This window comes from Pseudomonas flavescens (genome assembly GCF_013408425.1).
GTDB lineage: Bacteria > Pseudomonadota > Gammaproteobacteria > Pseudomonadales > Pseudomonadaceae > Aquipseudomonas > Aquipseudomonas fulva_A.
Window position 1 is genome coordinate 1,243,836 of sequence record NZ_JACBYV010000001.1, and the last position, 13,846, is coordinate 1,257,681.

General features: G+C 56.8%; 7 protein-coding genes, 2 tRNA genes and 3 rRNA genes. 8 read left to right on the top strand and 4 right to left on the bottom strand.

The features are described from left to right. Positions 1-3: 3 nt before the first annotated feature. Positions 4-885: a DMT family transporter gene (locus FHR27_RS05405; RefSeq protein ID WP_042553227.1), complete on the top strand. Its 882-nt coding sequence runs from the start codon at positions 4-6 to the stop codon at positions 883-885. A gap of 84 nt (positions 886-969) precedes the next feature. Here the strand turns inward: FHR27_RS05405 and FHR27_RS05410 are convergent, their stop codons facing one another. After that, positions 970-2,346 carry an MFS transporter gene (locus tag FHR27_RS05410; protein WP_179538016.1) on the bottom strand — a complete coding sequence of 459 codons (1,377 nt, stop codon included), beginning with the start codon at positions 2,344-2,346 and terminating at the stop codon, positions 970-972. Between the two features lie 586 nt (positions 2,347-2,932). Between FHR27_RS05410 and quiC the strand changes: the two genes are divergently transcribed. Beyond that, the gene (gene quiC / locus FHR27_RS05415; protein ID WP_042553229.1) at positions 2,933-4,840 is read left to right on the top strand and encodes a 3-dehydroshikimate dehydratase QuiC; all 1,908 of its coding nucleotides are present in this window, start codon (positions 2,933-2,935) and stop codon (positions 4,838-4,840) included. Between the two features lie 88 nt (positions 4,841-4,928). Beyond that, the gene (locus FHR27_RS05420) at positions 4,929-5,600 is read left to right on the top strand and encodes a TetR/AcrR family transcriptional regulator (RefSeq protein WP_042553230.1); all 672 of its coding nucleotides are present in this window, start codon (positions 4,929-4,931) and stop codon (positions 5,598-5,600) included. A 38-nt stretch (positions 5,601-5,638) separates the two neighbouring features. Here FHR27_RS05420 and FHR27_RS05425 read toward each other — a convergent pair whose 3' ends face one another. Together FHR27_RS05425 and aroQ are read right to left on the bottom strand one after the other, a co-directional pair. Continuing rightward, positions 5,639-6,496, bottom strand: a complete 858-nt coding sequence (locus FHR27_RS05425; RefSeq protein WP_042553231.1) for a shikimate dehydrogenase — start codon at positions 6,494-6,496, stop codon at positions 5,639-5,641. Between the two features lie 7 nt (positions 6,497-6,503). Further along, positions 6,504-6,944: a type II 3-dehydroquinate dehydratase gene (aroQ, locus tag FHR27_RS05430; RefSeq protein WP_179538017.1), complete on the bottom strand. Its 441-nt coding sequence runs from the start codon at positions 6,942-6,944 to the stop codon at positions 6,504-6,506. Between the two features lie 708 nt (positions 6,945-7,652). On the opposite strand from aroQ, the gene FHR27_RS05435 reads away from it, so the two are divergent. From FHR27_RS05435 to rrf, 5 genes are all read left to right on the top strand, one after another. Next, a 16S ribosomal RNA gene (locus tag FHR27_RS05435) occupies positions 7,653-9,189 on the top strand. Positions 9,190-9,253: 64 nt separating this feature from the next. After that, positions 9,254-9,330 (top strand) — tRNA-Ile (locus FHR27_RS05440). Positions 9,331-9,361: 31 nt separating this feature from the next. Next, positions 9,362-9,437: transfer RNA gene (locus tag FHR27_RS05445), tRNA-Ala, on the top strand. Between the two features lie 257 nt (positions 9,438-9,694). Next, positions 9,695-12,585: ribosomal RNA gene (locus tag FHR27_RS05450) — 23S ribosomal RNA — on the top strand. A gap of 138 nt (positions 12,586-12,723) precedes the next feature. After that, positions 12,724-12,839, top strand: a 5S ribosomal RNA gene (gene rrf, locus FHR27_RS05455). Together the 16S, 23S and 5S rRNA genes with 2 tRNA genes alongside form the textbook arrangement of a ribosomal RNA operon. A gap of 641 nt (positions 12,840-13,480) precedes the next feature. Here rrf and queD read toward each other — a convergent pair. Beyond that, positions 13,481-13,837: a 6-carboxytetrahydropterin synthase QueD gene (gene queD, locus FHR27_RS05460; RefSeq protein WP_082045780.1), complete on the bottom strand. Its 357-nt coding sequence runs from the start codon at positions 13,835-13,837 to the stop codon at positions 13,481-13,483. Positions 13,838-13,846 lie beyond the last annotated feature (9 nt).

The window sequence follows — 13,846 nt, forward strand, 5'->3', positions numbered from 1 at the left end:
CGCATGAGTACCCCGAGTTCGCTGTCAGGCGTCAACCATCCGCTCAAGGGCATCGGCCTGGTGGTGTTGGCGACCTTTCTGTTCGCCAGCCATGACGCGCTGTCGAAATACATGTCCGGCATCTATCCGGTGATCATGGTGGTCTGGGCGCGCTATGTCGTGCACACACTGCTGATGGCCGGCATCTTCCTGCCGCAATCCGGCCTGCGTGTGCTGCGCAGCAAGCGTCCCGGCCTGCAGGCGCTGCGGGCAATCTGTCTATTGGGCTGCAGCCTGTTCTTCACCACCGGGTTGCTGTACATCCCCTTGGCCGAGGCGACGGCGGTCAACTTTCTCGCTCCGCTGTTGGTCACCGCGCTTTCGGTGCCGCTGCTCAATGAACGGGTCACTCGTGGCCAGTGGGCTGCGGTGCTGGTCGGCTTCTGTGGCGTGCTGATCATCGTCCACCCGGGGGGCGAACTGTTCACGCCGGCGATTTTGCTGCCGCTCTGTTCGGCGACCTGCTTCGCGGCGTATCAGTTGCTGACGCGCATGGTCAGCCAGTACGACACACCGACCACCAGCAACTTCTTCACCGGTCTGCTCAACACCCTGATAATGAGCTGCCTGGTGCCGTTCTTCTGGCAATTGCCGGAATGGCGGCATTTACCACTGATGCTGGCGCTCGGGGCCTGTGGCATGTTCGCTCATCTCATGCTGACCAAGGCCTTTCGTCACGCAGCCCCGGCACTGCTCGCGCCGTTCGGCTACTGTCAGATCGTCTTCGCGGGTCTGCTGGGCCTGGTGATTTTTGGTCATGATCCGGAGACCAGCGCCAAGGTCGGGATCGCCATCATTTGCCTGAGCGGCCTGGCCGCCGCCTACCAACAGCGCCGCAAGCGCTGATCGGACGGTGCCGCTGGTATTCGGGTACCCATGAAATGAAAGAAGGCCCTTGCGGGCCTTCTTGTTTTGCACGGGTCAGTCGACTCAGTGGTTGCTGTCGTTGAAGCTGTTCTTGCGTGCAGCTTCGTACTCGTCCTTGTCCATCGGCTTGGCACCCGGCTTGCCCAGATCGGCCATCGGGATCCGATGGGTTTCCGGGGCGATGAAGGCGGCGATGGCGCACAGGCAGGTGATGCCGAATGCCAGGCTACCGATCAGCAGCGGAATGTTGTCCGAACCGGGCGGTGCGAGCAGGGCGAACACCGCTGGCAGCATGGCGGTCAGCATGGTGCCGATGTTCTGGGCGATGGCCATGGCCGACACGCGGTAGCGAGTCTGGAACAGCTCCGGGTAGAAGCTTGGGAATACCGCGTTGTAGCCCTGATACACCACGCCCCACATGAGCAGCGACATGACGAATGCCAGCGGCACGTTGCTGATGCTGATGGCGTACAGGTAGCCGAAGGCCAGCAGGCCCGAGCCCAGTGCGCCAGTCATGATGGTCGGACGGCGGCCGATCTTGTCGGAGAGGTTGCCGACGAAGGGGATGACCAGCACCGCGACGATGTTGCCTACCACCGGGATCCACAGATACACGCTCTTGTCGAAGCCGATCCCATAGGCAGGTTGCACTGCGTAAGCCGCGCCAAAAATGGTGGCCACTACGGGGATGACGTTCATCAGCGACATGACCATGACCAGGAACATGGTTCTCCAGCTGGTGCTGAACGCTTCGGAGATCGGCGACTTGGCAATCTTCTGCTTGTTCTCTTCGTTGACGAAGGCCGGGGTTTCATGGACTTCGCGGCGGATGATGAAGCCTGCCAGCAGTACAAAGGCGCTGAGCAGGAACGGGATACGCCAGCCCCAGTCGTTGAAGGCCTCGGTCGGCATGAAGTAAGCCAGCGGCAGGAAGACGGCAGCGGCAAGTACCTGGCCAGCCTGTACACCCTGCAGGGTGAAGCTGGCATAGAAACCTCGTCGTCCGAAAGGCGCATGTTCGAGGATCATCGAACTGGCCCCCGAGATTTCACCGGCAACGGCAAACCCCTGGATCAGACGCAGTACCACCAGCATGGCCGGAGCCAGGAAGCCGATGTCGTGGTAGGTCGGCAGCAGGCCTACGGCCATGGTCGAAATGCCCATCAGGAACATGCACAGCAGCAGCACGTTCTTGCGGCCACGGGTATCACCCCAGTGACCCAGGACGAAGGCACCGACCGGGCGCGCCAGGTAACCCACGCCATAAGTGGCCAGTGAGGCGACGATGGCCATTTTCGGGTCGGTGTTGGGGAAGAAGATCTGCGGGAAGATCAGTGCCGCCGCCTGGGCGTAGATGAAAAAGTCGTAATACTCCAGAGCGGAGCCGACCCAGCCGCTGGCAGTAGCTTTCTTGGCTTGTGAACGTGAGGGGTTAGCCATCATTGTCTCCGTTATTTTTAGAGCCCTGAACGAGTCAGCAGCATGTGTTCGAGTCGAGCGCCGGCATGCGCGGACCGGCCCTTTTGGGGCGTCAGGTCAATCACTGTCGGGTTTGATCGAGCGGAGCTTCGCGAGTCAGGGTAGGGCGCGCGGAGTCGCAACTGACCGGGTTGGGGTCAGAAAGCGTGCGAATGGTATGCGGGTATTCGGGGACTGGGAAGTGAGCATGGTATGTACTCGTTTTCTTGAAATTGTTATGGACCGTGCTAGGCCGTCTGTGGGTCTGACCTTCGAGGCATCAGTTGTCCGCAGTGGGGACCATGGTCAGGGAGAAATGAGAGCTTGGTCAATTCGATAAACGGCCTTATGTTCGATAAACGCACAGAATACTAACCGGTTCGTACACTTTGAATTGCCGCCTCCCGCGTGCGCGCGAATAATCGCCGCAGCCCCCGAGAAATCGAGCTGCTGGCTGATTGAACGGCTGTCAGGCAATGGTCCGAAGACCTTGTCGACTACGCTTGCTGGAGCTTGGCCGAGGTCATCATGCGATCCGCAGAGATCGTTATCTACAAGGAGCTGAAGTATGCATCGCTCGATTGCCACCGTCTCCCTGAGCGGAACCCTGCCGGAAAAACTCGAAGCCGTGGCGGCTGCGGGTTTCGATGGTGTGGAGATATTCGAGAACGACCTGCTGTACTACGCGGGTAGCCCGCGCGACATTCGCAAGATGTGCGCCGATCTGGGCATCGCCATTACGCTGTTCCAGCCATTTCGCGATTTCGAAGGCTGCCGTCGGGATCGCCTGCAGCGCAACCTCGACCGCGCCGAGCGCAAGTTCGATCTGATGCAGGAGCTCGGTACCGATCTGGTGCTGGTCTGCAGCAACGTTGCGGCCGACTCGCTCGGCGATGAAGACATCCTGGTCGACGATCTGCGTCTGCTGGGCGAGCGTGCTGGTGCACGGGGCCTGCGTATCGGTTACGAGGCACTGGCCTGGGGGCGCCACGTCAATACCTACCAGCAGGTGTGGAATCTGGTGCGCCAGGCGGACCACCCTGCGGTCGGCGTCATTCTCGACAGCTTCCACACCCTGTCGCTGAAAGGTGACCCTGCGGCGATCGCCGATATCCCCGGCGACAAGATCTTCTTCGTGCAGATGGCCGATGCGCCGATCCTGGCGATGGACGTGCTGGAGTGGAGTCGCCATTTCCGTTGCTTCCCCGGCCAGGGTGAATTCGACCTGCCGGGCTTTCTCGCGCCGATCATTCGCACCGGCTACAACGGGCCGCTGTCTCTGGAAATCTTCAACGACGGTTTCCGCGCGGCGCCGCCGCGTGCCAACGCGGTGGATGGGCTGCGCTCGCTGCTGTATCTGGAGGAGAAAACCCGTCAGCTTCTGGCAGCCGACGCACAGGCACCGAATCTCGACATGCTGTTCTCCACGCCGCCAGCCAGTCGCTATCACGGCGTCGAGTTCCTGGAGTTCGCGGTCGACGAAGCGGCGGGTGCCAAGCTGTCGGGGTGGCTCGAGCGACTGGGCTTCGCCAGGGCCGGTGAACACCGTTCCAAGGACGTCAGTCTGCTGCGCCAGGGCGACATCAACATCGTCCTCAATGCCGAACCGTATTCCTTCGCCCACGGGTTCTTCGAAGCTCATGGCCCATCGCTGTGTGCCACGGCCCTGAAGGTCAAGGATGGTGCTTCGGCGCTGCAGCGCGCTCGGGATTACCGCGGGCATCCTTATCGCGGGTTGGTCGGGCCGAACGAGCGGGAAATTCCGGCGATGCGTGCTCCCGATGGCAGTCTGATCTATCTGGTCGACGAAGCCGAGGCGGGGCAGAGCATCTACGACACCGATTTCAAGCTCGACCCGAGTGCGGTGCAAACCGGTAGCCTGCAGCGCATCGACCATATGGCACTGGCACTGCCAGCCGACAACCTGGACAGCTGGGTGCTGTTCTACAAGAGTCTGCTGGACTTCGAAGCCGATGACGAAGTGGTCTTGCCCGATCCTTACGGCCTGGTGAAAAGTCGTGCACTGCGTAGCCGTTGCAGCTCGGTGCGCCTGCCGCTGAACATTTCCGAGAACCGCAACACGGCCATCGCTCATGCACTTTCCAGCTATCGCGGTTCGGGCGTGCATCACATCGCGTTCTCCTGCGAAGACATCTTCAAGGAGGTGGCGCGGGCCAAGGAGGCCGGCGTTCCCCTGCTGGACATACCGCTCAATTACTACGACGATCTGGCCGCACGTTTCGATTTCGACGACGAGTTCCTCAGTGAACTGGCCTACTACAACGTGCTCTACGATCGTGACGCTCAGGGTGGTGAGTTGTTCCACGTGTACACCGAGGCATTCGAGGAGCGCTTCTTCTTCGAAATCATTCAGCGCAAGAATGGCTATGTCGGCTATGGAGCCGCCAACGTCGCCGTCCGCCTAGCGGCGATGGCCAAATCGCGCAGCGGTGCCGTGCGTCAGGCGAAGCTCTGACCTGCATGTTCCAGCGGGTATCGGCTATAGCCATACCCGCCCTCAGGGTGCAGGATGAACAATAAGAAAGGCCATGATGAGTACCTCTATGACCGTTACCCTTGAGCCTGCGGCCGAAGAACTGGCCACGGCGACCCGCAAGCCGCGCAAGAACAACCCGGAAAAGACCCGGGAGAACATCCTGCAGGCCGCCATCACCGAGTTCGTACAGCAGGGCCTGTCAGGTGCGCGCGTCGACGCCATCGCCGAACGCACCGCAACGTCCAAACGCATGATCTACTACTACTTTGGCAGCAAGGAGCAGCTATACGTCGAAGTGCTCTGCAAGCTGTATGGCGATATCCGCAGCACGGAACGACGCCTGCATCTCGATGAGCTGTCGCCACCGGATGCGATTCGCCGGTTGGTCGAGTTCACCTTCGATCACCATGATCGCAATTCGGACTTCGTACGCATCGTCAGCATCGAGAACATTCACTACGGCGAGTACGTCAAGCAGTCACCGGAAATCCGCCGGATGAGCAACGTGGTGCTGTTGACGCTGGGCGAAACGCTCAAGCGTGGAGAGAAGGAGGGCGTGTTTCGCGAAGGGCTGGATACCTTGGACGTGCACATGCTGATCAGCTCGTTCTGCTTCTATCGGGTATCCAACCGGCATACGTTCGGGGAAATCTTCCAGATCGATCTGCCGGACGAGCAGGTCAAGCTTCGCCACAAGCGCATGATTTGCGAAGCGGTGCTGCGCTACGTCACTCGCTGAGCTCAGGCCGACCACCACCGATGGCCGGCCTGCAACCATCAACTGTTCATGCTGTGGAAGTGATCGAGCATGCGTTGCGCGTCCGCCTCAACGCCACTGAACAGCTCGAATGCTTTCACCGCCTGGAATACTGCCATGTTGCCGCCGTCCAGCGTCCTGCAGCCAATGGCCCTGGCTTCACGGAGCAGCTCCGTTTCCAACGGGAAGTAGACGATCTCCGCGACCCACAGCGCCGGGCGCAACAGCGCCTTGGGAATCGGCATGCCCGGTAGCTTGGCCATGCCCATGGGGGTGGTGTTGACCAGGCCGTCGGCGTTTGCCACTGCCGCGGCCAGATCGCTGCCAGCCTGAGCGCGTGATGAGCCGAAGTGCTTGTTGAGATTGTCGGCCAGCGCCTGCGCCCGTTCGAGCTCCACGTCGAAAATGGTCAGTTGCCCGACGCCTTCGCTCAATAGAGCGTGAGCCACTGCCGCGCCAGCGCCGCCAGCGCCCATCTGTACGACCTGGGCGCGCTCCACGTCTCCGAGGCCGCGTCGGAAACCTTCCGAAAAACCAAGGCAGTCAGTGTTGTGGCCGATTCGTTTGCCATCTTTGAAGACAACGGTATTCACCGCGCCAATTCCCCGGGCCTCGTCGGACAGTTCGTCGAGCAGGGGAATGATCGCCTGCTTGCACGGGAAGGTGATGTTGAGCCCGGTAAAACTCATGTGCTCGGCTGCGCTCAGCAGATCGGGGAGGGCGCTGCTGTCGAGGCGCAATTGATCCAGATCGATCAGCCTATATAAGTAGCGAATGCCCTGCGCATCACCTTCGTGTTCATGCATGGCGGGTGTACGGGATGCCTGGATGCCTGCACCGATGAGGCCGGCGAGGATGCTCGGTGTATGGGTGGTCATGGGTGCATCATCCTTTAATGAGTTGGCTGAAGTGCTGCAGCGCTGCGCGATAGCCGCCGCTACCCAGTCCGCAGATCACACCGAGCGCGATCGGTGATACGAAGGAATGATGGCGGAAGGCTTCACGTTTGTGCACGTTGGAGAGATGCACCTCTATTACCGGCAGCTCGCTGGCGACCAATGCATCGCGGATGGCAACCGACGTGTGGGTCCAGGCTGCAGGATTGATCTCGATACCTGCGCAGCGTCCGCGCGCCTTGTGAATCCAGTCGATGAGTTCGGCTTCGTGGTTGGTTTGGCGGAACTCGGTGGCCAGGCCGAGGGGTTCGGCTGTCTCGGCGCAAAGGCGGGATATGTCGGCCAGGGTTTCGTGCCCATAGGTTTCGGGTTCACGGGTGCCGAGCATGTTCAGGTTCGGGCCGTTGAGGATAAGGACGATGGGAGCCATGCTGCTTCCTGTTGTTATTGTCGGATAGCTGAATAAAGCTGCATTCAAAATGTACCAACCAGTTAATTTGGTCAATCGTGCGGCGAAAAGGACTAGGACAAAGCGTTCGATTATCGCGCCTTGGACAAAAGCGTAGAAAAGCGCAAATAACCCCTTGACCTGATTTCGTGGGGGCCTATAATGCGCACCACTTCCGGCGCGGCCTGATCTGAAAACTCCTTGCTAAACAATGAGTTAGACGAAAATAAAGGTTGCACGGACGGCGAATTCGAGTAGAATGCGCCGGCATCGACAGGGTGGTTTGAGTGGTTCTGTTGATGGTTCGATCAGGTTTGATCGAAGGCGGTAAAGAGGGTGTTGACAGCGGTTTGTAACGCTGTAGAATGCGCCTCCCGCTGGAGAGAAGATGATCTGGTGGGGCGCTGCAAGGTGTTGAGAAGAAAGAAAAAGTTCTTCAAAAACAGCTTGACAGGAAATGAGGCTGCTGTAAGATGCGCGCCTCGGTTGAGACGAAAGACTTAACCAAACGTTCTTTAACAACTGAATCAAGCAATTCGTGTGGGTGCTTGTGGGTTAAGACTGAGTGATCGCAAGATTATCAGCATCACAAGTAAACACTCGTTAATTCGAGAGTTAACTCTCTAGCGATAGAGAGGTTTGCGATTGCTGAGCCAAGTTTAGGGTTTTCTCAAAACCCAATGCAGTATTGAACTGAAGAGTTTGATCATGGCTCAGATTGAACGCTGGCGGCAGGCCTAACACATGCAAGTCGAGCGGTTGACGGGAGCTTGCTCCCTGATTCAGCGGCGGACGGGTGAGTAATGCCTAGGAATCTGCCTATTAGTGGGGGACAACGTTTCGAAAGGAACGCTAATACCGCATACGTCCTACGGGAGAAAGCAGGGGACCTTCGGGCCTTGCGCTAATAGATGAGCCTAGGTCGGATTAGCTAGTTGGTGGGGTAAAGGCTCACCAAGGCGACGATCCGTAACTGGTCTGAGAGGATGATCAGTCACACTGGAACTGAGACACGGTCCAGACTCCTACGGGAGGCAGCAGTGGGGAATATTGGACAATGGGCGAAAGCCTGATCCAGCCATGCCGCGTGTGTGAAGAAGGTCTTCGGATTGTAAAGCACTTTAAGTTGGGAGGAAGGGCAGTAAATTAATACTTTGCTGTTTTGACGTTACCGACAGAATAAGCACCGGCTAACTCTGTGCCAGCAGCCGCGGTAATACAGAGGGTGCAAGCGTTAATCGGAATTACTGGGCGTAAAGCGCGCGTAGGTGGTTTGTTAAGTTGGATGTGAAAGCCCCGGGCTCAACCTGGGAACTGCATCCAAAACTGGCAAGCTAGAGTACGGTAGAGGGTGGTGGAATTTCCTGTGTAGCGGTGAAATGCGTAGATATAGGAAGGAACACCAGTGGCGAAGGCGACCACCTGGACTGATACTGACACTGAGGTGCGAAAGCGTGGGGAGCAAACAGGATTAGATACCCTGGTAGTCCACGCCGTAAACGATGTCAACTAGCCGTTGGAATCCTTGAGATTTTAGTGGCGCAGCTAACGCATTAAGTTGACCGCCTGGGGAGTACGGCCGCAAGGTTAAAACTCAAATGAATTGACGGGGGCCCGCACAAGCGGTGGAGCATGTGGTTTAATTCGAAGCAACGCGAAGAACCTTACCTGGCCTTGACATGCTGAGAACTTTCCAGAGATGGATTGGTGCCTTCGGGAACTCAGACACAGGTGCTGCATGGCTGTCGTCAGCTCGTGTCGTGAGATGTTGGGTTAAGTCCCGTAACGAGCGCAACCCTTGTCCTTAGTTACCAGCACGTTATGGTGGGAACTCTAAGGAGACTGCCGGTGACAAACCGGAGGAAGGTGGGGATGACGTCAAGTCATCATGGCCCTTACGGCCAGGGCTACACACGTGCTACAATGGTCGGTACAAAGGGTTGCCAAGCCGCGAGGTGGAGCTAATCCCATAAAACCGATCGTAGTCCGGATCGCAGTCTGCAACTCGACTGCGTGAAGTCGGAATCGCTAGTAATCGTGAATCAGAATGTCACGGTGAATACGTTCCCGGGCCTTGTACACACCGCCCGTCACACCATGGGAGTGGGTTGCACCAGAAGTAGCTAGTCTAACCTTCGGGAGGACGGTTACCACGGTGTGATTCATGACTGGGGTGAAGTCGTAACAAGGTAGCCGTAGGGGAACCTGCGGCTGGATCACCTCCTTAATCGAAGATCCCAGCTTCTCATAAGTACCCACACGAATTGCTTGATTCATTGCGAAAGACGATTGGGTCTGTAGCTCAGTTGGTTAGAGCGCACCCCTGATAAGGGTGAGGTCGGCAGTTCGAATCTGCCCAGACCCACCAATTGTTGAGGGTGCAGGCCTTGGAAGTATTTGGGGCCATAGCTCAGCTGGGAGAGCGCCTGCCTTGCACGCAGGAGGTCAGCGGTTCGATCCCGCTTGGCTCCACCACTTACAGCCGTTGTTGATGTGAATTAGAGTTCAGAAATGAGCATTCCTGTTTAGGCAGAAGAGTGTTGATTTCTGGTCTTTGACCAGTCAGAAAAATCGTTCTTTAAAAATTTGGGTATGTGATAGAAGTGACTGATTGATTACTTTCACTGGTAATTGATCTGGTCAAGGTAAAATTTGCGTTGTTCTCAAGTGCAAATTTTCGGCGAATGTCGTCTTCACGTTATAGACAGTAACCAGATTGCTTGGGGTTATATGGTCAAGTGAAGAAGCGCATACGGTGGATGCCTTGGCAGTCAGAGGCGATGAAAGACGTTGTAGCCTGCGATAAGCTTTGGGGAGTCGGCAAACAGACTGTGATCCAGAGATCTCTGAATGGGGGAACCCACCTAGCATAAGCTGGGTATCATGCACTGAATACATAGGTGCATGAGGCGAACCAGGGGAACTGAAACATCTAAGTACCCTGAGGAAAAGAAATCAACCGAGATTCCCTTAGTAGTGGCGAGCGAACGGGGACTAGCCCTTAAGTTGATTTGAGATTAGTGGAAGGCTCTGGAAAGTGCCGCCGTAGTGGGTGATAGCCCCGTACACGAAAATCTCTTTTCAATGAAATCGAGTAGGACGGAGCACGAGAAACTTTGTCTGAATATGGGGGGACCATCCTCCAAGGCTAAATACTACTGACTGACCGATAGTGAACTAGTACCGTGAGGGAAAGGCGAAAAGAACCCCGGAGAGGGGAGTGAAATAGATCCTGAAACCGTATGCGTACAAGCAGTGGGAGCAGACTTGTTCTGTGACTGCGTACCTTTTGTATAATGGGTCAGCGACTTATATTCAGTGGCGAGCTTAACCGAATAGGGGAGGCGTAGCGAAAGCGAGTCTTAATAGGGCGTTTAGTCGCTGGGTATAGACCCGAAACCGGGCGATCTATCCATGGGCAGGTTGAAGGTTGGGTAACACTAACTGGAGGACCGAACCGACTACCGTTGAAAAGTTAGCGGATGACCTGTGGATCGGAGTGAAAGGCTAATCAAGCTCGGAGATAGCTGGTTCTCCTCGAAAGCTATTTAGGTAGCGCCTCGTGTATCACTGCTGGGGGTAGAGCACTGTTTCGGCTAGGGGGTCATCCCGACTTACCAAACCGATGCAAACTCCGAATACCAGCAAGTGTCAGCACGGGAGACACACGGCGGGTGCTAACGTCCGTCGTGAAAAGGGAAACAACCCAGACCGTCAGCTAAGGTCCCAAAGTTATGGTTAAGTGGGAAACGATGTGGGAAGGCTTAGACAGCTAGGAGGTTGGCTTAGAAGCAGCCACCCTTTAAAGAAAGCGTAATAGCTCACTAGTCGAGTCGGCCTGCGCGGAAGATGTAACGGGGCTCAAACCATACACCGAAGCTACGGGTTCATCTTAGGATGAGCGGTAGAGGAGCGTTCTGTAAGCCTGTGAAGGTGAGTTGAGAAGCTTGCTGGAGGTATCAGAAGTGCGAATGCTGACATGAGTAACGACAATGGGAGTGAAAAACTCCCACGCCGAAAGACCAAGGTTTCCTGCGCAACGTTAATCGACGCAGGGTGAGTCGGCCCCTAAGGCGAGGCAGAAATGCGTAGTCGATGGGAAACGGGTTAATATTCCCGTACTTCTAATTACTGCGATGGAGGGACGGAGAAGGCTAGGCCAGCACGGCGTTGGTTGTCCGTGTTTAAGGTGGTAGGCTGAATGCTTAGGTAAATCCGGGCGTTCAAGGCCGAGAGCTGATGACGAGTTGTCCTTTAGGACGATGAAGTGGTTGATGCCATGCTTCCAGGAAAAGCTTCTAAGCTTCAGGTAATTAGGAACCGTACCCCAAACCGACACAGGTGGTTAGGTAGAGAATACCAAGGCGCTTGAGAGAACTCGGGTGAAGGAACTAGGCAAAATGGCACCGTAACTTCGGGAGAAGGTGCGCCGGTGAGTGTGAAGGGTTTACCCCGTAAGCACATGCCGGTCGAAGATACCAGGCCGCTGCGACTGTTTATTAAAAACACAGCACTCTGCAAACACGAAAGTGGACGTATAGGGTGTGACGCCTGCCCGGTGCCGGAAGGTTAATTGATGGGGTTAGCTAACGCGAAGCTCTTGATCGAAGCCCCGGTAAACGGCGGCCGTAACTATAACGGTCCTAAGGTAGCGAAATTCCTTGTCGGGTAAGTTCCGACCTGCACGAATGGCGTAACGATGGCGGCGCTGTCTCCACCCGAGACTCAGTGAAATTGAAATCGCTGTGAAGATGCAGTGTATCCGCGGCTAGACGGAAAGACCCCGTGAACCTTTACTATAGCTTTGCACTGGACTTTGAGCTTGCTTGTGTAGGATAGGTGGGAGGCTTTGAAGTGGGGACGCCAGTTCTCATGGAGCCAACCTTGAAATACCACCCTGGCAACCTTGAGGTTCTAACTCTGGTCCGTTATCCGGATCGAGGACAGTGTATGGTGGGTAGTTTGACTGGGGCGGTCTCCTCCTAAAGAGTAACGGAGGAGTACGAAGGTGCGCTCAGACCGGTCGGAAATCGGTCGTAGAGTATAAAGGCAAAAGCGCGCTTGACTGCGAGACAGACACGTCGAGCAGGTACGAAAGTAGGTCTTAGTGATCCGGTGGTTCTGTATGGAAGGGCCATCGCTCAACGGATAAAAGGTACTCCGGGGATAACAGGCTGATACCGCCCAAGAGTTCATATCGACGGCGGTGTTTGGCACCTCGATGTCGGCTCATCACATCCTGGGGCTGAAGCCGGTCCCAAGGGTATGGCTGTTCGCCATTTAAAGTGGTACGCGAGCTGGGTTTAGAACGTCGTGAGACAGTTCGGTCCCTATCTGCCGTGGACGTTTGAGATTTGAGAGGGGCTGCTCCTAGTACGAGAGGACCGGAGTGGACGAACCTCTGGTGTTCCGGTTGTCACGCCAGTGGCATTGCCGGGTAGCTATGTTCGGGAAAGATAACCGCTGAAAGCATCTAAGCGGGAAACTTGCCTCAAGATGAGATCTCACTGGAACCTTGAGTTCCCTAAAGGGCCGTCGAAGACTACGACGTTGATAGGCTGGGTGTGTAAGCGTTGTGAGGCGTTGAGCTAACCAGTACTAATTGCCCGTGAGGCTTGACCATATAACACCCAAACAATTTGGCTGTTAGACGGTAGAAGTCGACAGTAATGCCGAAAATTTGCAAGAACACGCAATACCAACTGATATCACATACCCAATTCGGGGAAGCGACCTAAACATCGACTCCCCAACCGGATTGCTTGACGACCATAGAGCGTTGGAACCACCTGATCCCATCCCGAACTCAGTAGTGAAACGATGCATCGCCGATGGTAGTGTGGGGTCTCCCCATGTGAGAGTAGGTCATCGTCAAGCTTCTACCAGAAACCCCAGATCTCGACAGAGGTCTGGGGTTTCGTCTTTTCGGCGCCAGAAAAGGCTGTGGCGGCCCGCACGTAGGCGCGAGCTTGCTGGCGAGCCGCGGTTAAGAGCATCGCCAGCAAGCTGGCTCCTACAGCAGGCTGTCCTGCTCGTGGGGCAGTGGTGGAAGGGTGGGGCGTCTTCCATCCTACGGATAGCGCCCCAGGTTTCGCGTCGCCAGCCCAGGCTACGGAGCACGTGTAGGAGCCAGCTTGCTGGCGAGCCGCGATCAAGAGCATCGCCGGCAAGCTGGCTCCTACAGCAGGTCGTCCTGCGCGTGGGGCAGTGGTGGAAGGGTGAAGCGTCTTCCACCCTACGGATAGCGCGCCAGGTTTCGCGTCGCCAGCCCAGGCTACGGAGCACGTGTAGGAGCCAGCTTGCTGGCGAGCCGCGATCAAGAGCATCGCCGGCAAGCCGGCTCCTACAGCAGGTCGTCCTGCGCGTGGGGCAGTGGTGGAAGGGTGAAGCGGCAGGCTTTGTAGCCTGGGCGGCCGAAGGCGTGACCTGGGGCGGCGTGCGGTTCGCTGGGTCGCTCGAATGAAAAAACAAAACCCGCACAAGGCGGGCTTTGGTCTTTCCACGAGGTGTGGGAGGGGTCAGTCGCCGCGGTATTCGCAGCCGCTGCTGCAGGTCTCGTGAATACGAATGCGCGACAGTTCAGGGAGCAGCGGTTTGAGTTGCTGCCACACCCACTTGGCAAGTACTTCGCTGGTCGGGTTTTCCAGACCAGGTATGTCGTTTAAGTAGTTGTGGTCGAGCTGTTCGTAGATGGGCTTGAAGATGGCCTTTATCTCCGAAAAGTCGCGGATCCATCCGGTATGCGGGTCGACCTCTCCCTCGATATAGACCGCGATGCGGAAGGAGTGGCCGTGCAGGCGCCCGCATTTATGGCCTTCAGGCACGTGGGGGAGCCGGTGGGCGGCTTCGAAGATGAATTCTTTGAACAGTTCCAAGGCCAGTCT